The organism is Actinomycetospora sp. CA-053990 (assembly GCF_050948445.1).
Classification (GTDB): Bacteria; Actinomycetota; Actinomycetes; order Mycobacteriales; family Pseudonocardiaceae; genus Actinomycetospora; species Actinomycetospora callitridis.
The window spans coordinates 4894799-4915048 of sequence record NZ_CP192043.1 but is presented as its reverse complement, the minus strand read 5'-3'; the positions used below and the strand labels follow the sequence as shown (position 1 = coordinate 4915048).

Annotated in this window: 20 protein-coding genes and 1 tRNA gene; 16 read left to right on the top strand and 5 right to left on the bottom strand. The window is 73.7% G+C overall.

The genetic code is table 11. The features are described 5' to 3' along the window. Positions 1-23 precede the first annotated feature (23 nt). The 6 genes from ACQPYN_RS25180 to ACQPYN_RS25155 all read left to right on the top strand — a co-directional run bounded on the left by ACQPYN_RS25180 (position 24) and on the right by ACQPYN_RS25155 (position 6570). The gene (locus tag ACQPYN_RS25180) at positions 24-1568 is read left to right on the top strand and encodes a cryptochrome/photolyase family protein (protein WP_433029014.1); all 1545 of its coding nucleotides are present in this window, start codon (positions 24-26) and stop codon (positions 1566-1568) included. 56 nt (positions 1569-1624) lie between these two features. Next, positions 1625-1697, top strand: a tRNA-Ala gene (locus tag ACQPYN_RS25175). Positions 1698-1902: 205 nt separating this feature from the next. Continuing rightward, entirely contained in the window at positions 1903-3657 is a 1755-nt protein-coding gene (gene ctaD / locus ACQPYN_RS25170; RefSeq protein WP_433029012.1) for an aa3-type cytochrome oxidase subunit I, read from the top strand. A 53-nt stretch (positions 3658-3710) separates the two neighbouring features. Continuing rightward, positions 3711-4955, top strand: a complete 1245-nt coding sequence (serB, locus tag ACQPYN_RS25165; RefSeq protein WP_433039031.1) for a phosphoserine phosphatase SerB — start codon at positions 3711-3713, stop codon at positions 4953-4955. Further along, positions 4952-5728, top strand: coding sequence for a peptidyl-tRNA hydrolase (locus ACQPYN_RS25160; protein ID WP_433029010.1), 777 nt, complete (start codon positions 4952-4954; stop codon positions 5726-5728). The genes serB and ACQPYN_RS25160 overlap by 4 nt, the downstream gene beginning before the upstream one ends. Beyond that, positions 5725-6570 (top strand): ATP-grasp domain-containing protein, encoded by an 846-nt coding sequence (locus ACQPYN_RS25155; RefSeq protein WP_433029008.1) that lies wholly within the window; start codon positions 5725-5727, stop codon positions 6568-6570. Before ACQPYN_RS25160 ends, ACQPYN_RS25155 begins: the two co-directional genes overlap by 4 nt. Before the next feature lie 64 nt (positions 6571-6634). Here ACQPYN_RS25155 and ACQPYN_RS25150 read toward each other — a convergent pair whose 3' ends face one another. The 3 genes from ACQPYN_RS25150 to ACQPYN_RS25140 all read right to left on the bottom strand — a co-directional run bounded on the left by ACQPYN_RS25150 (position 6635) and on the right by ACQPYN_RS25140 (position 10122). Beyond that, positions 6635-8719, bottom strand: a complete 2085-nt coding sequence (locus ACQPYN_RS25150; RefSeq protein WP_433029006.1) for an ATP-dependent DNA helicase — start codon at positions 8717-8719, stop codon at positions 6635-6637. 52 nt (positions 8720-8771) lie between these two features. Next, entirely contained in the window at positions 8772-9251 is a 480-nt protein-coding gene (locus ACQPYN_RS25145) for a phosphotransferase (protein ID WP_433029004.1), read from the bottom strand. A gap of 301 nt (positions 9252-9552) precedes the next feature. Further along, complete coding sequence (locus ACQPYN_RS25140) at positions 9553-10122, bottom strand: isochorismatase family protein (protein WP_433029002.1); 570 nt, start codon at positions 10120-10122, stop codon at positions 9553-9555. 270 nt (positions 10123-10392) lie between these two features. On the opposite strand from ACQPYN_RS25140, the gene ACQPYN_RS25135 reads away from it, so the two are divergent. Continuing rightward, on the top strand, positions 10393-11502 hold the full coding sequence (locus tag ACQPYN_RS25135; protein ID WP_433029000.1) for a hypothetical protein: 1110 nt from the start codon (positions 10393-10395) through the stop codon (positions 11500-11502). 67 nt (positions 11503-11569) lie between these two features. Here ACQPYN_RS25135 and ACQPYN_RS25130 read toward each other — a convergent pair whose 3' ends face one another. Beyond that, on the bottom strand, positions 11570-12808 hold the full coding sequence (locus ACQPYN_RS25130; RefSeq protein WP_433039029.1) for a nicotinate phosphoribosyltransferase: 1239 nt from the start codon (positions 12806-12808) through the stop codon (positions 11570-11572). A 179-nt stretch (positions 12809-12987) separates the two neighbouring features. Here ACQPYN_RS25130 and clpS point away from each other — a divergent pair, with 179 nt between their 5' ends. The 7 genes from clpS to ACQPYN_RS25095 all read left to right on the top strand — a co-directional run bounded on the left by clpS (position 12988) and on the right by ACQPYN_RS25095 (position 17378). Next, positions 12988-13290: an ATP-dependent Clp protease adapter ClpS gene (gene clpS / locus ACQPYN_RS25125; RefSeq protein ID WP_378014937.1), complete on the top strand. Its 303-nt coding sequence runs from the start codon at positions 12988-12990 to the stop codon at positions 13288-13290. A gap of 5 nt (positions 13291-13295) precedes the next feature. Then, positions 13296-13853 (top strand): DUF2017 domain-containing protein, encoded by a 558-nt coding sequence (locus ACQPYN_RS25120; RefSeq protein WP_433028998.1) that lies wholly within the window; start codon positions 13296-13298, stop codon positions 13851-13853. 39 nt (positions 13854-13892) lie between these two features. Then, complete coding sequence (locus ACQPYN_RS25115) at positions 13893-14357, top strand: Mov34/MPN/PAD-1 family protein (protein ID WP_433028996.1); 465 nt, start codon at positions 13893-13895, stop codon at positions 14355-14357. A gap of 140 nt (positions 14358-14497) precedes the next feature. Continuing rightward, entirely contained in the window at positions 14498-14776 is a 279-nt protein-coding gene (locus tag ACQPYN_RS25110) for a MoaD/ThiS family protein (RefSeq protein ID WP_433028994.1), read from the top strand. A gap of 22 nt (positions 14777-14798) precedes the next feature. After that, positions 14799-15749, top strand: coding sequence for a PLP-dependent cysteine synthase family protein (locus tag ACQPYN_RS25105; RefSeq protein ID WP_274193776.1), 951 nt, complete (start codon positions 14799-14801; stop codon positions 15747-15749). Between the two features lie 145 nt (positions 15750-15894). Next, positions 15895-16533, top strand: coding sequence for a rhomboid family intramembrane serine protease (locus ACQPYN_RS25100; RefSeq protein WP_433028992.1), 639 nt, complete (start codon positions 15895-15897; stop codon positions 16531-16533). 86 nt (positions 16534-16619) lie between these two features. Beyond that, positions 16620-17378: an MBL fold metallo-hydrolase gene (locus ACQPYN_RS25095; RefSeq protein ID WP_433028990.1), complete on the top strand. Its 759-nt coding sequence runs from the start codon at positions 16620-16622 to the stop codon at positions 17376-17378. Between the two features lie 12 nt (positions 17379-17390). On the opposite strand, the gene ACQPYN_RS25090 is transcribed toward ACQPYN_RS25095, so the two are convergent. Further along, entirely contained in the window at positions 17391-18809 is a 1419-nt protein-coding gene (locus ACQPYN_RS25090; RefSeq protein WP_433028988.1) for a DHA2 family efflux MFS transporter permease subunit, read from the bottom strand. A gap of 60 nt (positions 18810-18869) precedes the next feature. Between ACQPYN_RS25090 and rph the strand changes: the two genes are divergently transcribed. Together rph and rdgB are read left to right on the top strand one after the other, a co-directional pair. After that, positions 18870-19610 (top strand): ribonuclease PH, encoded by a 741-nt coding sequence (gene rph, locus ACQPYN_RS25085; RefSeq protein WP_433028986.1) that lies wholly within the window; start codon positions 18870-18872, stop codon positions 19608-19610. A 2-nt stretch (positions 19611-19612) separates the two neighbouring features. Then, entirely contained in the window at positions 19613-20248 is a 636-nt protein-coding gene (rdgB, locus tag ACQPYN_RS25080) for an RdgB/HAM1 family non-canonical purine NTP pyrophosphatase (RefSeq protein ID WP_433039027.1), read from the top strand. Positions 20249-20250 lie beyond the last annotated feature (2 nt).

The following is a 20250-nucleotide window of genomic DNA, read 5'->3' as shown; positions in this document are numbered from 1 at the left end:
CGCCGCACGGCGTCCCAGATGGTGTGACCGACACCCACGCCCACGGGATCGACGCCGCCCTCGAGGGTGTCGACCCCACGGCGCCGCTCTGGGTCTTCGGCGACCAGCTCGGCCCCGCGGTGCACGGGCTGCCCCAGCACGCCGAGCGCGAGGTCGTCCTCGTCGAGTCGTCGGCGGTGCTGCGCCGACGTCGCTACCACCGCCAGAAGCTGCACCTGCTGCTCTCGGGGATGCGCCACCTCGACGACGACCTCGGCGACCGGTCCACGTACCACCGCACCACGACCTACCGCGAGGCGCTGGAGAAGGTCAGCCGCCCGGTGGTCGTCCACCAGCCGACGTCGCACACCGCCGTCGAGTTCGTCGAGGGCCTGCGCGCGGAGGGGCTCGTCGAGGCGGTGCTCCCGTCGACGACCTTCGCGCGGCCCCGCGCGGAGTTCGAGTCGTGGGCCGGTGACGACTCGTCGTTCACGATGGAGAACTTCTACCGCAACCAGCGCCGGCGCTTCGACGTGCTGATGGAGGGCGAGTCGCCGGTCGGGGGGAAGTGGAACCTCGACCACGACAACCGGGAGGCGCCGCCGAAAGCCGAGAAGAAGGGTGACCGGGCGACCCTCGGCGTGACCGACCCCTGGTGGCCCACCGAGGACGAGATCGACGCGCAGGTCCGTGACGACCTCGACGGGATGGACCTGCCGACCGTCGGGGCCGACGGTCCGCGGTTGTTCGCGGTGACGCCCGACGAGGCCCGCACGGCGCTGCGCCACTTCATCGAGCACCGGCTCGACGCGTTCGGGCCCTACGAGGACGCGATCCTCTCCGGCGACCCGTGGATGGCGCACTCGCTGCTCTCGGTGCCCCAGAACCTCGGCGTGCTGCACCCGCTCGAGGCCGTGCACGCCGCCGAGCAGGCGTACCGCGACGGCGAGGCGCGCCTGAACTCCGTCGAGGGCTTCGTGCGCCAGATCCTCGGGTGGCGCGAGTACATCTGGCACCTGTACTGGCACTTCGGCAAGGGCTACTCGACGCGCAACGAGATGGACCACCGGACGCCGCTGCCGACGTGGTGGACCGAGCTCGACGGAGACGCCATCAGCGCGGCGTGCCTCTCGGAGACCCTCAAGGGCGTGCGCGACCGCGGCTGGGTGCACCACATCCCGCGGCTCATGGTGCTGGGCAACCACGCCCTCCAGCGCGAGTACCTGCCGGGTGCCCTGTCCGAGTGGTTCACGACGTCGTTCGTCGACGGCTTCGCGTGGGTGATGCCGCCCAACGTGGTCGGGATGAGCCAGCACGCCGACGGCGGGAAGCTCGCCACGAAGCCGTACTCCTCGGGGGGCGCCTACATCAACAAGATGAGCGACCACTGCGGCGACTGCGTCTTCGACCCCAAGGTGCGGGTGGGGGAGAAGGCCTGCCCGTTCACCGCCGGCTACTGGCAGTTCGTGCACCGCCACCAGGACCTGCTGCGTGCGAACCAGCGCACCGCGCGGGCCGTCGCCACCATGGACCGGCTCAAGGACCTCGACGCGGTCCTGGAGCAGGAGCAGGGCCGCCAGGACTTCTGACGTCGGGACCCCCGGCGTCCGGCGGTGTCCACCGGCGTGTACCGTTTCCCGGCGATGGGGCTGTGGCGCAGCTGGTAGCGCATCACACTGGCAGTGTGAGGGTCAGGGGTTCGAGTCCCCTCAGCTCCACCCATCCACGAGAGGACCGTCGCCTGCGGGCGACGGTCCTTTTTCGTGGTTCCACCAGGTCACGCCGCCGCCTACGACCGATCGTCGTTGAAGCGCTCACCCGGCGAGCCACAGGGCCGCACGGCGGTTACGATTCCCCTCGTCCGCACGTGCGGCCGTCACGGCCGCCGGGGTGGAGGAGACCCATCGTGAGCAGGAGGCCCTCGTGACCGCCGTCGCACCCAAGCCGATCGCGACCACGCCGTACCCGGCGCGGGAGACGAAGCGCGGGTCGTTCGTCGGGCGGATGCTCAAGACGACGGACCCCAAGGACATCGCGATCCTGTACCTGGTCACGTCGTTCGGGTTCTTCCTGGTCGGCGGGCTCATGGCGCTGCTGATGCGCGCCGAGCTGGCCCAGCCGGGCCTGCAGTTCCTCTCGGTGGACCAGTACAACCAGCTGTTCACCATGCACGGCACGATCATGCTGCTGCTGTACGCGACGCCGATCCTCTTCGGCTTCGCCAACTACATCGTCCCGCTGCAGATCGGTGCCCCGGACGTCGCGTTCCCGCGGCTCAACGCCTTCTCGTACTGGCTGTTCCTCTTCGGCGGGATCATCGTCGTGTCCGGGTTCTTCACCCCGGACGGCGCCGCCGCGTTCGGCTGGTTCGCCTACACCCCGCTCTCTGACGTCGTGCACTCGCCGGGTCTCGGCGCCGACGTCTGGATCCTCGGCCTGGTCGTCGCCGGTCTCGGCACCATCCTCGGTGGCGTCAACTTCGTGACGACGATCGTCTGCATGCGCGCCCCGGGCATGACCATGTTCCGGATGCCGATCTTCACCTGGAACATCCTGGTGACGGTCATCCTCGTGCTGCTGGCGTTCCCGATCCTCACCGCGGCGCTGCTCGGCCTGGCGGCCGACCGCCACCTCGGCGCGCAGCTCTTCGCACCCGAGTCCGGCGGTGTGATCCTCTGGCAGCACCTGTTCTGGTTCTTCGGGCATCCCGAGGTCTACATCGTGGCGCTGCCCTTCTTCGGCATCGTCACCGAGATCTTCCCGGTGTTCAGCCGCAAGCCGATCTTCGGCTACAAGACGCTGATCTACGCCACGCTGTCGATCGGCGCCCTGTCGGTCGCCGTCTGGGCCCACCACATGTACGCCACCGGCGCCGTGCTGCTGCCGTTCTTCTCGTTCACGACGTTCCTCATCGCCGTGCCCACCGGCATCAAGTTCTTCAACTGGATCGGCACGATGTGGAAGGGGCAGCTGACCTTCGAGACGCCGATGCTGTTCTCGGTCGGCTTCCTCGTGACGTTCCTCTTCGGCGGCCTCACCGGCGTCCTGCTGGCCAGCCCGCCGCTGGACTTCCACGTCTCCGACTCGTACTTCGTCGTGGCGCACTTCCACTACGTGCTCTTCGGCACGATCGTGTTCGCCACCTACGCCGGCATCTACTTCTGGTTCCCGAAGATGACCGGCCGGATGATGGACGAGCGCATCGGCAAGGTGCACTTCTGGCTGACGTTCATCGGGTTCCACATGACGTTCCTGGTGCAGCACTGGCTGGGCAACGAGGGCATGCCGCGCCGCTACGCCGACTACGCGGCCACCGACGGGTTCACGACGCTCAACACGATCTCCACGATCGGGGCGTTCATCCTCGGGGCCTCGACGCTGCCGTTCCTGTGGAACGCGTTCCACAGCTACCGCTACGGGCGTCCGGTGGAGGTCGACGACCCCTGGGGCCACGGCAACTCGCTGGAGTGGGCGACGTCGTGCCCGCCGCCGCGGCACAACTTCACCGAGCTCCCCCGCATCCGCTCCGAGCGGCCCGCGTTCGAGCTGCACTACCCGCACCTCACCGAACGCATCCGGCTCGAGGCGCACGTCGGTGGTCGCGAGAGCATCGGCGAGGCGGCGGCCGGGCAGACCGGCCAGGAGCACATCCCCGGCAGCGACCCCCGGAACAAGTGACCCGGGCGCTCCCCGACGACCAGTCCGGCGACGACTTCCCGGAGTCCCCGGTCGTGCTCTCACCGCAGGGCGAGGGCGGGCCCGATCCGGTGCCGGTCCTCGTGACCGTCACCGGGCCGGACTTCCCCGGGGTCAACGCCGCCCTGTTCGCGGTGCTGGCCGAGTACGAGGCCGCCATGCTCGACGTCCAGCAGGCGACCATCCACCGGCGGATCACGCTGAGCGCGCTGGTCACGCTGCCCGGGGATCCGGCCCGCCTGCAGGCGGCGCTCGATCTGACGATGCCGTCGCTGGGGCTCGCGGTGACGGTCGAGATCGGCGGCGACGCGTCGGCGGTGCACCCGTTCTCGTCCCACGTCGTGCTGGTGCTCGGGCGCCCGATCACCGCGGCGAACTTCGCGGAGGTCGCCCGCGGCCTCGCGGCGCTGCGCGTGAACATCGACCGCGTGCGGCGCATCGCCGACTACCCGGTCACCGGGCTCGAGCTGCGGGTGTCGATGCCCGCCGACGGCCCACCCAGCGACACGGCGCTGCGCCAGGCCCTCGCCGCGGCGGCCCGCCGCGCCCACTGTGACGTCGCGGTGCAGCGGGTCGGGCTCGCCCAGCGGGCGAAGCGCCTCATCGTGTTCGACGTCGACTCGACCCTCATCCAGGGCGAGGTCATCGAGATGCTCGCCGCCCGGGCCGGGTGCGAGGACGAGGTCCGCGCGATCACCGAGGCGGCGATGCGCGGTGAGATCGAGTTCGCGGAGTCCCTGCACAAGCGCGTCCAGACGCTCGCAGGCCTACCGGCGACCGCGCTCGACGACGTCGCCGCCGAGCTGGAGCTCACGCCGGGCGCGCGGACGACGGTGCGCACCCTCAAGCGCCTCGGGTACCGCTGCGGCGTCGTCTCCGGCGGCTTCACCGCGATCATCGACCGGCTCGTCGAGGACCTCGGGCTCGACTTCGCCGCGGCGAACGAGCTCGAGGTGGTCGACGGGCGCATCACCGGCCGGGTGATCGGCGAGGTCATCGACCGCGCGGGCAAGGCGACGGCGCTCGAGCGCTTCGCGCGGGAGGCCGGCGTGCCGATCGAGCAGACCGTGGCGGTCGGCGACGGCGCCAACGACCTCGACATGCTGGCGGCCGCCGGCCTCGGTGTGGCGTTCAACGCCAAGCCGGTGGTGGCCGCGGCCGCCGACACCGCGCTGTCCTACCCGTACCTCGACGCCGTCCTGTTCATCCTGGGCGTCACCCGCGACGAGATCGAGTTCGCCGACGCCGCCGAGGGGCTGCTGCGGCGGGTGCCTCTGTGACGTCGGTGGCGCTGACCCCGGCGCTCGCCCCGCTGGCGGCGCGGGTGTGCCCCTGGCTCGTCGACACCGTCGCTCCCGACCAGGACGAGCCCGAGGACGGTGTCGTCCGCGCGATGACGCTGATCCTGCGCCTCGAGCGCGACGCACCGACGCGGACGGCGGTGCTCGAGTCGGCGGCCGCCGCCGCGCTCGCGCTCTGCCTCGACGAGCGCGCCGGGCCCGACGGGCCGTGGTTCGACGCCGTCACGGAGTGGGCCGGGGCCGGGCGCATCCGCAAGCTCTCCCGGCGCGCCCGCACGGCGCACTGGCGGGCGGTCCAGGAGATCGACGGCGTGACGGTGGGCGAGCTGGTGCGCGCGCTGGTCCCCGGGCCGGTCGACGACGTGCCCCACGAGGTCCGCCGGCTCCAGATCGGTGGCACCGACCTCCCGCCCGACGAGCCCGGCCCCCTATCGGCGTGCTCCCCTTCTGCCGGGCCCGTGATCTGGCTGAGCCCCGAGGTCGAGCAGACCGTCGGCAAGGCCGCCGCCCAGGTCGGGCACGCGAGCATGATCCTCGCGACGGTGCTCGCGGCCGAGGGCTCCGACCCCGCCCGGGCGCTGGACGCCGCGGTGCGCCCGGCCTCGCGGGAGGACTGGGCGCGCTGGACCGAGGCGCTCGCCGCCGACGCCGACGGCCGCACGGCGTGGGAGGAGCACGGGATCGCCCCGGTGCGCGACGCGGGGTTCACCGAGGTCGCGCCGGGCACGGTGACGTGCGTGGCGGCCCGGTGACCCGCGTCGTCGTCGCCGGCTCCCGGGTGCGCAGCGAGCGCTCCGAGATCGAGACCCGCCCGCTGGTCGACGCGCTCGCCGCCCGGGGTGTCGACGCCACCGACGCCCCGTGGGACGACGACGCCGTCGACTGGGCGGGCGCCGACCTCGTCGCCGTGCGCACCACCTGGGACTACACCGAGCGCCGCGACGACTTCCTGGCCTGGGCGGGTGGCGTCGAGGCCACGACGACGCTGGTCAACCCGCTCGCCGTGCTGACGTGGAACAGCCACAAGCGCTACCTCACCGAGCTCGCCGGCGCCGGGGTGCCGGTGGTGCCGACGACCCTGCTCGACGCCGGCTCGGCGGTGCCCGACGACCTCGGGGCCGGCGCCCTCGTCGTCAAGCCCGCCGTCTCCGCGGGCGGTCGCGGCACGCACCTGGGCAGCGCGCAGGACCTGCACGACACCGTCGCCGAGCTGCTCGCGGACGGCGACGTGCTCGTCCAGCCCGCCGTCGAGAGCATCGGGCGCGACGGCGAGGTGTCGCTGATCCGGATCGGGGTGTCGTGGTCGCACGCGGTGCGCAAGCTCCCGGCCGCCGGCGGCTTCCTCGTCCACGAGAAGCACGGAGGGGTGCTCGAGGACCACACCCCGACGAGCCGCGAGGTCGAGGTCGCCGAGGCGGCCCTGGCGTGCGCGCCGGTGTCCCGGGACGCCCTCGTCGCCGCCCGCGTGGACCTCGTGCGCCTCGACGGCGAGCCGGTGGTGATGGAGCTCGAGCTCATCGAGCCCGAGCTGTTCCTCCGCCGCGCCCCGGGCGCCCCCGACCGCCTGGCCGACGCCCTCCTCGCCGCCCTCTGAGTGCAAGCCCTGCGTCCACGCTGGCACTCAACGCCAGGAAAGCCGCTTCGATCACTCGCCGGCCTCAGGCCCCGCGTAGCCGCTCCAGCGCCCCGCGGACCACTGCCGGGTCCTGCGTGCTCCAGAACGGCGGCAGCGAGCCGCGCAGGAAGCCCCCGTACTGCTTCGTCGCCACGCGCGAGTCGAGCAGCGCGACCACGCCCCGGTCTCCGGTCCCGCGCAGCAGGCGCCCCGCGCCCTGGGCGAGCAGCAGCGCGGCGTGGGTGGCCGAGACGGTGAGGAAGCCGTTGCCTCCCCGCGCGTCCACCGCTCGCTGACGCGCGGAGACCAGCGGGTCGTCGGGGCGCGGGAACGGGATGCGGTCGATCATGACGAGCTGCAGCGACTCGCCGGGCACGTCGACGCCCTGCCACAGCGACAGCGTCCCGAACAGCACACTCTCCACATCGGCGGCGAACTTCGTCACGAGCGTGCCCGTCGCGTCGTCGCCCTGGCAGAGCACGGTGCCGTCCCAGCGGGTGCGCAGGTCCTCGGCGGCCTGCTTCGCGGCGCGCATCGACGAGAACAGCCCCAGCGCCCGGCCGCCCGCGGCGCGCACGAGCGCCTCGATCTCGTCGAGGCACGCCGGCGACAGCCCGTCGCGACCCGGCGGCGGCAGGTGCCGCGCCACGTAGAGGATGCCGGCCTTGCCGTGCGCGAACGGCGAGCCGACGTCGAGGCCGTGCCAGACGAGGTTGGTCGCGGGGTCCCTATCGGCGTGCTGGGTTGGATCGTGGCCCGACCCGTCGTCGGGGATCGGTTCCTGGATCTTCGCCGGCCCCCCGGCCGGCAGACCCCACTGCCGCGCCAGGGCGTCGAACGAGCCCCCGAGCGCGAGCGTCGCGGACGTCAGCACCACCGTCGAGCGCCCGAACAGCCGGCTCGCGAGCAGCCCCGCCACCGAGAGCGGCGCGACGTGCAGCGCGCGCGTCCGCGTGGAGTTGCGCTCGGTCTCGGAGCACCACACGACGTCGGGGCGGGTCGCGGGGTCCTCGCGGTCGAACGCCGTGAGCAGGCGCCCGGCGACGTCGTGCACCTCCTCGACCAGCGCCAGCGCGAACTTTCGTGCGGTGGCGTCGTCGTCGCGGCCGCCCTTCTCCCGGTCGGGGCCGAGCGCCTGCCGGCACGACCAGGACGCGTCCCGGATCCCCGTCAGCATCCGCCCGACGCCCTCGGGCAGCCGCTCCCACCGTCCCGGGACGACCTCGGCGAGCACGGTGTCGAGACCCTCGCCCGCGTCGAGCAGCGCGTCGGAGAGCGCCTGGTCGACGAGCTTCCCGCAACGGCGGGCGGCGGCGCTCACGGCGGCCGCGGTGAGCTCGCCGGTGGCCACGGAGGTCACGCGGTCGACGAGGTTGTGCGCCTCGTCGACGACGACTACGTCGTGGTCGGGGAGCACCGCGCGCCCCTCGATGGCGTCGATCGCGAGCATCGCGTGGTTGGTGACGACGACGTCGGCGCTGCCGGCGGCGCGGCGCGCGTGCTCGGAGAAGCAGTCCTCGGCGACGGGGCAGCGCGAGGCGCCGAGGCACTCCCGGGCCGACACCGACACCTGGCGCCACGCGCGGTCGGTGACGCCGGGGACCAGCTCGTCGCGGTCGCCGGTGGTCGTCTGCTCGGCCCACTCGTGCAGCCGCGTGACCTGGCGGCCGAGTGCGGAGACCTGGAACGGGTCGAACAGCTGCTCGTCGCCGGGATCGTCCGCGGCCGCCTGGGCCCCGCTCTCGACCTTGTGCTTGCAGAGGTAGTTGGCCCGGCCCTTGAGGATCGCGAACGTCGGCTCGCGCCCGAGCACCGGCTGGAGGGCCTTGGTCAGGCGGGGGAGGTCCCGGTCGACGAGCTGGGTCTGCAGGGCGATCGTCGCCGTCGACACGACGACGGCCTGCTCGGACTCGAGCGCGTGCCGGATCGCCGGCACGAGGTAGGCCAGGGACTTCCCCGTGCCCGTCCCGGCCTGCACCGCCAGGTGCTCGCCCGTGCGCAGTGACCGTTCCACCGCGCCCGCCATCTGCTGCTGGCCCTCGCGCTCGCTGCCGCCCAGGGCCGACACCGCTGCGGCGAGCAGCTCGGCCACCGGGGGCGGGCCCGTCGCCGTGCTCGTCTGCCCCACGACGGTTCAGACTACGAGCCGGGCCGATCGGTTCCCTCGGGACGCACCGGATTCACGGACCCAGCTCCCAGAGCAGCCGGTAGTAGGTGGTCCGCGCCGGGTCCGGCGCCACGCCGTACGCGGCGAGCAGGGCGTCCTCGTGGCCGGCGCCGTAGTTCCACACCGTGCTCCAGCTGGCGACGGCGAGGTCGGCCCACCGGTCGGCGACCCCGAGCGCGCCGAGGTCGACGTGCCCGACGGGCGTGCCGTCGTCGGCGAGCACGGTGTTCGGCGCGCAGGCGTCGCCCTGGCAGACGACGAGCCGATCGACCGGCGGGGGATCGGCGACGGCGGCGAGCGCGTCGGGGACCGTGAGGTGGCGGTGGTCGGGGTGCCAGGCGCTGGGGTCGAGCTCGTGGGCACGCCGGCGGGCGTCCGCGACGCGCTCGTCCGCCGACCACGTGAACGGGCACCCCGCGACGGGCAGGGCGTCGTGCAGCGCGCGCAGGCCCCGGCCGAGCCCGGCGACGGCGACCTCGGGGAGGCGAGCCACTGCGGGTCGACGGCGCTGCGTCCCGGCAGGGCGGCGGTGACGAGCAGGTCGGCGCGGCCCTCGAGCACGGCCGGGACCGCGCCGTGGGCACCCGCCCAGCGCAGGCGCGCGGCCTCGCCGGTGAGGTCGTCGCCTCCCGGCGGTGACCACTTGGCGTACCGGTGCGTGCCCAGCGCGAAGGTCAGGCCGCCGAGGTCGTTGCGCCACACCGGCCGGGTCGGGTCGTCGCCCGCCACCCGCGTCACCGCCGGCGGGACGGGGACGTCGGCCGGCGGCGTCGCGGGCCGCGGCGTCCAGCCGGTCAGCGCGGCGTCCCGGTGAGCGCGACCCCGGCGCCGGCCATCTCCTCCTGCGCACGGGCGGTGGTGCGTGGCAGGACGCCGGCGGTGAGGTCGAGGCGCACGGTGGTCGTGAAGCCCGCGCGCACCGCGTCGAGCGCCGTCGCCCGCACGCAGTGGTCGGTGGCGATCCCGACGACCTCGACGGCGTCGACGCCCCGCGCGCGCAGCCACGGCGCCAGCGGCTGCCCGTCCGTGGCGTGGCCCTCGAACGCCGAGTAGGCCGCCACGAACTGGCCCTTCGAGAAGACCTCCTCGAGGCGATGGACGTCGAGGTCGGGGTGGAACGCCGCGCCCGCGTGCCCGACGCGGCAGTGCGGCGGCCAGGTGTCGACGAAGTCGGGCGTCGACGAGAAGTGGTCGCCCGGATCCTCGTGGTAATCGCGGCTGGCGACGACGTGTGCGAACCCGCGGCCCTCGGTCGCGAGGAACCGGCTGATCGCGGCGGCGGTCGCGGCCCCGCCGTCGACACCCATCGAGCCGCCCTCGCAGAAGTCCAGCTGCACGTCCACCACGATCAGCGCGGTCGTCATGCTCCCGAGCCTAGGCGCGCGTCCTCGGTGATCGACGCGGCTTTCCTGGCGTGGGACGCCGGCGTGGACGCAGGGCGTGCACGGTCGGGTGGAGGTCCGCGCCCGGACCGGTGACGCCGGTGGTCCTCACCCACGGGGCTCCCTACCGTCACATCCGGCTACTGATCGTCACGCTCGACGTGACGCGGGTCGGGTGGCGACGGGGGTGGGCCGGTGGACGCGACGTTCGGGACCCCGCCCGGCGACGTCGTCGCCGGCTGAGGCCCCGCCGTGACGACCTCGACCGGCTGGCGGCCCCTGCCGGGCGACCTCGACCGCCCGCCGGAGGATCTCGACCTCACCGACCCGCCGGTCGGCGAGCGCCGCCGCGCGGCGGTGCTCGTGTCCAGCGTGCTGGCGGTGCCGGTGCTGGCGCTCCTCGCCGTGCTCGTCACCGCGCCGGACCCTAAGCCGGTGCCCCGGCCCTCCGCGGTGGCGGCCCCCGCGCCGGTGGTGACCAGCGCGCCCGGTGCGCCTGTCCCTCCCACCCCGCCGCTCCTGGTGGGCGTCGGGCCCGTCGACGCCACCGGCATCCCGGGCCGCGTCCTCGAGGCCTACCGGGTCGCCGAGCGCGTGCTGGGCGAGCCGGCGCCGGGCTGCCACCTGCCGTGGTCGCTGGTGGCCGCGATCGGGCGCGTCGAGTCCGACCACGCGGGCGGCGGGGTCGTCACCGTCGAGGGCCGCACGCTGAGCCCGATCCGCGGGCCGCGCCTCGACGGCACCGCCGGCCACCCGTTCTTCCCCGACACCGACGCCGGGAGCCTCGACGGCGACCCCGGCGTGGATCTCGCCGTCGGGCCGATGCAGTTCCTGCCGTCCAGCTGGGCGACCTACGGCGCGGGGGACGCCGACGACGTCGACGACGCGGCCGTCGCGAGCGGGCGGCACCTCTGCGCGGGCGGGGTCGATCTCGCCGATCCCGCGCAGCGCGCTGCCGCCGTCTTCGGCTACAACCACTCGGACGCCTACGTCGCGCAGGTCCTCGCCCTCGAGGTCGCCTACGCCGCCGGCACCTCCGCGCCGGTCACGCTGCCGTCGGTACCGGTCGACGTGCCGCCGGACCGACCCCTCGACGTGGCCCCCACCGTGCCCCTCGACGTGGCCCCGGCCGTCCCCGCCGTCGCGCCCGAGCTGGCGGCCGTCCCGCGACCCACGCACCCGGTCCCGCCGGTGACGACGCCGCGCCCGGCGACGACACCCATGCCCCCGCCCGTGGGGACGACGGCGCCACCGACCACCACGCCCAGCGCGCCCACGCCGTCCGTGACGTCGACGACCCCGCCCTCCCCGGAGGCGACCCCGGTCGCGGAGCCGGAGACGCCGCTGTTCCCGGCGTCCTGAGCGCTCGCGCTCATGATCGAAGCGGATTTCCTGGCGTCGAGTGCAAGCGTGGACGCAGGGCTTGCACTCAGGGGATGAACGTCGTCGGGATCGCCGGCTCGCCGCGGGAGAGCTTGAGCCCCTCCCACGGGACGGCGACCAGGCCGCGGCGCAGGTGCTCGCGGGATTCGTCGAGGGTCGGCTGGTCGGCGGTCGGCTCGCCCTTGACCAGCAGCGGGACGGGGACGACGCGGTCGTGCTCGCCGCGCTCGGGGTCGGCGTCGAGGCGGTGCACGACCTCCTCGACGGCCGTGCCGGTCGGCTTGTGGCGGCGCAGCGCCGACTTCGCCCCGCCGCGCGACTCCTTCGACGAGCTGCGCTTGGCGACGGGCCGGCCCTCGACCTCGACGAGCTTGTAGACCATGCCGGCGGCGGGCGCCCCGGAGCCGGTGACCACCGAGGTGCCCACCCCGTAGGCGTCGACGGGCTCGGCGCGCAGGGCGGCGATCGAGTGCTCGTCGAGGTCGCCGGAGATGACGACGCGGGTGCGGGTCGCCCCGAGGTCGTCGAGCTGGGCGCGGGCGCGCTGGGCCAGGACGCCGAGGTCGCCGGAGTCGATGCGCACCGCACCGAGCTCGGTGCCCGCGACCTCGACGGCGGTCGCGATGCCCTCGGTGATGTCGTAGGTGTCGACGAGCAGCGTGGTGCCGACGCCGAGCGCGTCGACCTGCGCGCGGAACGCGTCGGCCTCCGTGTCGTGCAGCAGCGTGAAGGCGTGCGCGCTCGTGCCCGTCGTCGGCACGCCCCAGCGGCGGTGGGCCTCGAGGTTCGAGGTGGCGGCGAAGCCGGCGAGGTAGGCCGCCCGCGCCGACGCGACCGCCGCCTCCTCGTGGGTGCGGCGCGACCCCATCTCGATCAGCGGACGGTTGTTGGCCGCCGTCGTCATCCGCGCGGCGGCCGAGGCCACGGCGCAGTCGTGGTTGAGCACCGAGAGCACGAGGGTCTCGAGCAGCACGCACTCGGCGAAGGTCCCGGTCACCGACAGCACCGGCGAGCCCGGGAAGTAGAGCTCGCCCTCCGGGTAGCCGACGACGTCACCGTGGAAGCGGTGCCCGGAGAGGTACTCCGCGGTCCGGTCGGTGACCGCGCCGGCGCTGCGCAGCACCGCGAGCTCGGCGTCGTCGAAGGTGAACCGCGGCAGCATGTCCAGCAGACGCGGGACGCCGGCCACGACGCCGTAGCGGCGCCCGTGGGGCAGGCTCCGCGCGAACACCTCGAACGTGCACCGCCGCTCGGCGGTGCCGTCGGCGAGGGCGGCGTCGAGCATCGTGAGCTCGTACTGGTCGGTGAGGAGCGCGGTGCTCGGCCCCGGGAACGTCACGGGGCCAGGGTAGGCGGGAGCGGCCGGTCCCCGTGCGGCCCGGGCGTCCGGGGTGTCACGATGGAGACATGTCTCCGGCCCCCTGCGCGGCAGCTCCGCCGCGCGTCGTGCCGCCCGACGTGCGTCTGTCCGCCCCGGCCGAGCCGGAGGTCGACGAGCGGACCGAGGAGGCCGTCGACGAGGCCACCCTCGCCGACACCCCCTGGCAGACCATCGTCTGGAACGACCCCGTCAACCTCATGTCGTACGTCACCTACGTGCTCCAGAAGCTCTTCGGCTACGACAAGGCCAAGGCCACCGCCCTGATGCTCGACGTGCACCACAAGGGCCGCGCCACGGTGTCGTCGGGCAGCCGCGAGAAGGTCGAGGGCGACGTGTCCCGCCTCCACGCGGCGGGTCTCTGGGCGACCATGCAGCGGGCGAGCTAGCGCGGGTGAAGGCCTGGAGACGGCAGGGCCGTGGTGACCGCGTGCGCTACGTCGCGGTGCTCGAGCGGCCCGAGGCGTCGGTGCTGCGGGGCCTCATGGGCCAGATCGAGCAGATGCTCACCGGCCGCGGGGCCGAGGCGCCCGACGACGAGCTCGCCGCCCTCACCGGCATCCGCACGGGCCCGTCCACCCCGCCCGACGACCCGGTGCTCGCGCGCCTGCTGCCCGACTTCGCCTCCTCGGACGAGAAGGACGCCGACGACCTCTCGTCGGCACTGCGCTCGATGCGCGAGCCCGAGCTGATCGAGGCCAAGCGCGCGGCCATCGCCACCGTGCTCGCCACCTGCCCGGCCGGCGGCGGGCGGGTGGAGCTGGCGCCGTCGCAGGCCGAGGAGTGGCTGGCGGCGATCAACGACGTGCGCCTCGCCCTGGGCGTCGCCCTCGAGGTGACCGAGGACATGCCCGAGCAGCTGCCCGCCGACGATCCCCGCGCCGACCACCTGCCCGTGTACCACTGGCTGACCTGGTTGCAGGACTCGTTGGTGATGACGCTGACGGGCTGAGGTCCGACGCGGGCCGGTGGTCTTCCGTAGACTGGCGGCGTGCTGGTGATCCGGGCCGACCTCGTCGAGCAGATGGTCGCGCACGCCCGCCGGGACCACCCGGACGAGGCCTGCGGCATCCTCGCGGGCCCCGACGACGGCTCCGACCGGCCCGAGCGCTTCGTGCCGATGGAGAACGCCGAGCGGTCGCCGACCTTCTACCGCTTCGACTCGATGGAGCAGCTGAAGGTCTACAAGGCGATGGACGCGAACGACGAGATCCCCGTCGTCGTCTACCACTCGCACACCGCCACCGAGCCGTACCCGTCGCGCACCGACATCTCGCTCGCGCAGGAGCCGTTCGCGCACTACGTGCTCGTCGGCACCCGCGATCCCGAGGAGCACGAGCTGCGCTCGTACCGGATCGTCGACGGCGAGGTCACCGAGGAGGAGGTGCAGGTGGTGGAGAACTACATGTTCAGCCACACCGGCACCGACGACGTCCCGGACCCCGCGCGCCCCTGACGTCGCCGCAGGCGTTGCCGCAGGTCCTCGGCGGGTATCCGCCGGTACCCATCGGGCCACGGAATGTCGCGACGCCGTGCGACGCTGTCCCCACCACGCTGATGTCGATCCCGATGTCCACCCCGATCCGGAGGGAACCCGTGTCCGCCACCGTCTCGATCCCGACCATCCTGCGCACCCACACCGGGGGCGAGAAGCAGGTCAAGGCCGAGGGCAAGACCCTCCAGGAGGTCATCGCCGACCTCGAGGCCAACCACCCCGGCATCAAGGACCGGCTGGTGACCGACGGCGCGCTGCACCGGTTCGTCAACGTCTACGTCAACGACGAGGACGTCCGTTTCACCGGGGGCCTCGACGCGCAGGTGCCCGACGGCGGCACCGTGACGATCCTTCCCGCGGTGGCGGGCGGCTCGCGCTAGGAGCGCTTTCGAGGAGACGACGATGGCCCGGTACGAGTCCCTGATCCACGCCCTGGGGGAGACGCCCCTGGTGGGGTTGCCGTCCTTCTCGCCGGCGCCGCACGTGCGGCTCTGGGCCAAGCTCGAGGACCGCAACCCGACGGGTTCGATCAAGGACCGGCCGGCGCTGCGGATGATCGAGCAGGCCGAGGCGGACGGTCGGCTCACCCCGGGGTGCACGCTCCTGGAGCCGACCTCCGGCAACACCGGCATCTCGCTGGCGATGGCGGCCAAGCTCAAGGGGTACGAGCTGGTCTGCGTCATGCCGGAGAACACCTCGGCCGAGCGTCGCCAGCTCCTCGAGATGTACGGCGCCAAGATCATCTTCTCGCCGGCGGCCGGCGGGTCGAACCAGGCCGTGGCGACGGCCAAGGAGATCGCCGCCCAGCACGAGGACTGGGTGATGCTCTACCAGTACGGCAACCCGGCCAACGCGCTCGCGCACTACGAGGGCACCGGGCCCGAGGTCCTGCGCGACATGCCGACGATCACGCACTTCGTCGCGGGCCTCGGCACCACCGGCACGCTCGTCGGCACGGGCCGGTACCTGCGCGAGCACAAGCCGGACTGCCAGATCATCGCGGCGGAGCCCCGCTACGGCGAGCTGGTCTACGGGCTGCGCAACATCGCCGAGGGGTTCGTGCCCGAGCTCTACGACCCCGACGTGCTCACCGGGCGGTACTCGGTCGGCGCCTTCGACGCGCTGCGCCGCACCCGCCAGCTCGTCGAGCAGGAGGGCATCTTCGCGGGCATCTCGACCGGCGGGATCCTCCACGCCGCCCTTGCCCAGGCCGAGAAGGCCGCGGGGGGCGACGACGACGCCGACATCGTCATGGTGGTCTGCGACGGCGGGTGGAAGTACCTGTCCACCGGCGCCTACTCCGGCACGCTCGAGGAGGCCGCCGAGGCCCTGGAAGGTCAGCTCTGGGCCTAGCCTCGTCGCAAGCCGGTTCCGCACCTCGAGCTCCTTCGTCGCTCGAGGTGCGGCCTGCCGGCGCGACGTCCAGGGGTCACCCCCTGAGGAAGCTCGGGGTCGGAACCCACGCGGATCCGTCACGTGCGCCCGTAATGTCGTGCGCGTGACCAGCCCGGCGAGACCCGCGCCCCGCATCTGGCCCGCGCAGCCGCTGCGCGCGGCGGTGACGATCACCGCGATCGTCGCGCTCCTGTGGGTGCTCGAGATCCTCGACCGCACGGTGTTCGTCGCGATCGACCCGCCGCAGGGTCTCGACGACGACGGCATCATCCCGCGCACGTTCGAGGGCCTCGGCGGCATCCTGTGGGCGCCGTTCCTGCACGGCGGCTTCGAGCACCTCGCGAGCAACACCGTCCCGCTGCTGGTGTTCGGGTTCCTCGTCCTCGCCGGTGGGCTCGGCCAGTTCCTCGCAGTCACCGCGGTGATCTGGGTGGTCAGCGGCGTCGGCACCTGGCTCATCGGCAGCCCGGGCTCGACGATCGGCGCCTCGGGCATCATCTTCGGCTGGTTCGCGTTCCTGCTGGTCCGCGGGTTCTTCGCGCGGTCGGTGGGGCAGATCGTGCTCGCCGTGGTCCTGTTCGGCATCTACGGATCGCTGCTGTTCGGGGTGCTGCCGAGCAACCCCGGCATCTCCTGGCAGGCGCACCTGTGCGGGGCGATCGGCGGGATCATCGCGGCCCGGTTCACCGTCGCGGCCGACCGTCGCCGGCCGGGGCCGACCACGACGCCCGCGGTGTCGTGAGGCTCGCCTGTCCGTGTTCGTTCCGTGACCCGGGTGGTGCTCGCGGGCCTGTGCGTTCGGAGAGGTCAGGCCCGTAGGGTGCGGTCGTGGAACTGACCGTCCTGGGGTGCTCCGGCAGCGGCGCCGGCCCGCACTCCGCGGCTTCGAGCTACCTCGTCCGCGCGGGCGACACGTCCATCGTCCTCGATCTCGGCAACGGTGCGTTCGGTGTGCTCCAGCGGCACATGGACCCGTTCGACATCGACGCGGTGGTCCTGTCCCACCTGCACCCCGACCACTGCGCGGACATCTCCGGGCTGATCGTCCACCGGCGCTACCACCCCGACGGGCCCGGGGAGATCGTCCCGCTGCACGGCCCGACGGAGTCCGAGGTGCGCCTGGCCGTCGCCTACGCGCCGTCGTCGGACGAGCGTGTGGCCACGGACCTCACCGACGTCTTCGTGCACCGGCCGTTCGCGCTCGGGCCGGCCGCGATCGGTCCCGTCGCGCTGACGAGCGCGCCCGTCGACCACCCGTGCGAGGCCTACGGCACCCGGTTCGAGCACCAGGGCCGGACGCTCGTCTACTCCGGCGACACCGGGCCGTGCCGCGAGCTCGTCGAGCTCGCCCGCGACGCGGACGTGCTGCTGTGCGAGTCGACGTGGAGCGACGGGCCGGAGCGGCCGCGGGGGGTGCACCTGTCGGGCAAGCAGGCCGGGCGCACCGCGCGCCAGGCCGGCGTCAAGCGCCTGCTGCTCACCCACGTCCCGTCCTGGGCCGACGGGCAGGCCCTGCTCGCCGAGGCCAAGGAGGAGTACCCGGGCCCGGTGGAGCTCGTCGTGCCCGACGGGCGCTACGAGATCTAGGACGAGATCCGGCTAGACCCGCGCCGGCTCCGGCGTCCCCGTCCGCTCCGGGGCCGGGACGAGGAGCGCGACCAGCGCCGCGATCGCCACCACGACCGCCGCGACGGTGAACGCGGCCGTCGTGCCCGACGTCGAGGCGACGGGTGCGGGTGCGCCCTCGGCGGTCAGGGTGGCCGTGTGCGCGGCCGCCAGCGTCGAGAGCACCGAGAGGCCGACCGCGCCGCCGATCTGGCGCGAGGTGGTGACGAGCCCGCTGACCAGGCCCGCGAGGCTGCCGTCGACCCCGCTCGTCGCCGCCGTCGTCACCGCGGGGAAGACGATGCCCATGCCGAGCGACACCGCGATGCCGGGCCCGAGGATGCCGGCCGCCCAGCTCGTGGTCGGGGTCAGCAGCGAGAACCAGGCGAAGCCCGCGGCGGTCAGCGTCGCCCCCGCGACGATCATCGCCCGGGCGCCGAGCCGGGACACCAGCCGCGAGGAGATCTGCGAGCCGACCACCACCGACGCGGACTGCGGCAGGAACGCCAGCCCCGCGGTCAGCGCGTCGAAGCCCAGGACGCCCTGCATGTGCAGCGAGACGAAGAACCACATCGAGAACATCGCCGACGTGATGAGCAGGATGACGACGTTGGCGGTGCTCACCGCACGGATGCGGAACACCCAGAGCGGCACCAGCGGGTGGCGGCTGCGGCGCTGGACCACCAGGAACGCCGTGAGCAGCACGACCGCGCCCGCCAGGCTGCCCAGGACGCGCGCCGAGGTCCACGGCGAGGACTCCAGCGACACCACCCCGTAGACCAGCGCGACCAGGCCCCCGGTGACCAGCACGGCGCCGGCGACGTCGAGCCCCGGACGCTGCTCGGCGCGGGTCTCCCGGACCACGGCGAGGGTGAGCAGCACGGTCAGGGCGACGACGGGCACGTTGACCAGGAAGATCCAGCGCCAGCTCAGCAGGCCCACGAGCACGCCGCCGGCCAGTCCGCCCGCGGCGCCGCCGACCCCGCCCATCGCCGACCACCAGCCGAACGCCTTCGCGCGCGCCGCGCCCTCGGCGTACGTCGTCTGCAGGATGACCAGCGACGCGGGGGAGAGCACCGCCCCGCCCAGGCCCTGGGCCGCGCGGGCCGCGAGCAGCAGGGCCGGGTCGTTCGCGAGCCCGCCGACGAGGCTGGCGAAGCCGAAGAGCCCGAGCCCGACGAGGAACATGCGGCGTCGCCCGAAGTAGTCCGCCGCCCGGCCGCCCAGCAGCAGGAACCCCGCGAACGCCAGTGTGTAGGCGTTGACGACCCAGGCGAGCCCCTCGGCGTCGAACCCGAGCGCGGTGCGCATCGCCGGCAGCGCGACGTTCACGACCGAGACGTCGAGCACGACCATGAACTGGGCGAGGCAGCTCGCGAGGAGCACGAGCCCGGTCCGGCCGTCGGTACGCACGACCGTCGAAGTTAGCCCGACGAACCGTCGCGTGCCGGGTGGCTCCTAGGGTGGTCGCTCGTGGCACGCAGCGATGGCAGGGCGGACGACGAGCTCCGCGAGATCAGCATCCGGCGCGGGTTCCAGCAGCACCCCGCGGGATCGGTGCTCGTCTCGTTCGGGCAGACGACGGTGCTGTGCGCGGCCAGCGTCACCGAGGGCGTCCCGCGCTGGCGCCAGGGCAGCGGCCTCGGCTGGCTCACCGCCGAGTACGCGATGCTCCCGTCGGCGACGCACACCCGCAGCGACCGGGAGTCGGTGAAGGGCCGCGTCGGCGGGCGCACGCACGAGATCAGCCGCCTGGTCGGCCGGTCGCTGCGCGCGGCGATCGACCTGCGGGCGCTCGGCGAGAACACCATCCAGCTCGACTGCGACGTCCTGCAGGCCGACGGCGGCACCCGGACCGCGGCGATCACCGGCGCCTACGTCGCCCTCGCCGACGCCGTGACCTGGCTGCGCGCCCACAAGCGCCTCGCCGACCCGCAGCCGCTCTCGTGCTCGATCGCCGCGGTGTCCGTGGGTGTGGTCGACGGCCGCGTGCGCCTCGACCTGCCCTACGAGGAGGACTCGCGGGCCGAGGTCGACATGAACGTCGTCGCCACCGACACCGGCACGCTCGTCGAGGTCCAGGGCACCGGCGAGGGCGCCACCTACACCCGCGCCACGCTCGACGCGATGCTCGACTCGGCGCTCGCCGGCTGCGCGCGCCTCACCGAGCTCCAGGTCGCCGCCCTCGCCGAGCCGTACCCGGGGGAGCTGTGATGATGGTCGAGCTCCGCTCCGCTTCGTCTCCGGGCGTGAGGATCCTGCTCGCCACCCGCAACGACGCCAAGCTCGCGGAGCTGCGCCGGCTCGTCGACGGCCGGGGCTTCGAGGTCGTCGGGCTCGACGACGTCCCCGAGTTCCCCGAGGCCCCCGAGACCGGCGCGACGTTCGAGGAGAACGCGCTGGCCAAGGCCCGTGACGCCGCCGCGGCGACGGGGCTCGTGGCCGTCGCCGACGACTCGGGGCTCGCCGTGGACGCGCTCAACGGGATGCCCGGGGTGCTCTCGGCGCGGTGGTCGGGGCGCAGGGGCTCGCGTACCGAACGCGACGCCGCGAACCTGGCGCTCGTCCTCGACCAGATGGCCGACGTCCCCGAGGACCGGCGCGGCGCCGCGTTCGTCTGCGCCGCCGCGGCCGCCCACCCCGACGGGCGCGAGGTGGTCGTCGTCGAACGCTGGCCCGGCACCCTGATCCGCCTGGCGCGGGGTACGAACGGCTTCGGCTACGACCCGGCGTTCGTGCCCGAGGGCGAGTCGCGCACGTCGGCGGAGATGGCGCCGGAGGAGAAGGACGCGGTCTCCCACCGCTCGCAGGCCCTGCGGGCGCTGCTGCCCCGGCTGTCGGAGCTGGGCTAGCA

What these genes read in the sequence shown, in the direction of transcription:
- ACQPYN_RS25140 (WP_433029002.1), bottom strand. Translation starts at nt 10,122, where the DNA reads ATGACGACCGCGCTGATCGTGGTGGACGTGCAGCTGGACTTCTGCGAG.
- ACQPYN_RS25130 (WP_433039029.1), bottom strand. Translation starts at nt 12,808, where the DNA reads ATGCTCGACGCCGCCCTCGCCGACGGCACCGCCGAGCGGCGGTGCACG.
- ACQPYN_RS25105 (WP_274193776.1), top strand. Translation starts at nt 14,799, where the DNA reads ATGGCCCGGTACGAGTCCCTGATCCACGCCCTGGGGGAGACGCCCCTG.
- rdgB (WP_433039027.1), top strand. Translation starts at nt 19,613, where the DNA reads ATGGTCGAGCTCCGCTCCGCTTCGTCTCCGGGCGTGAGGATCCTGCTC.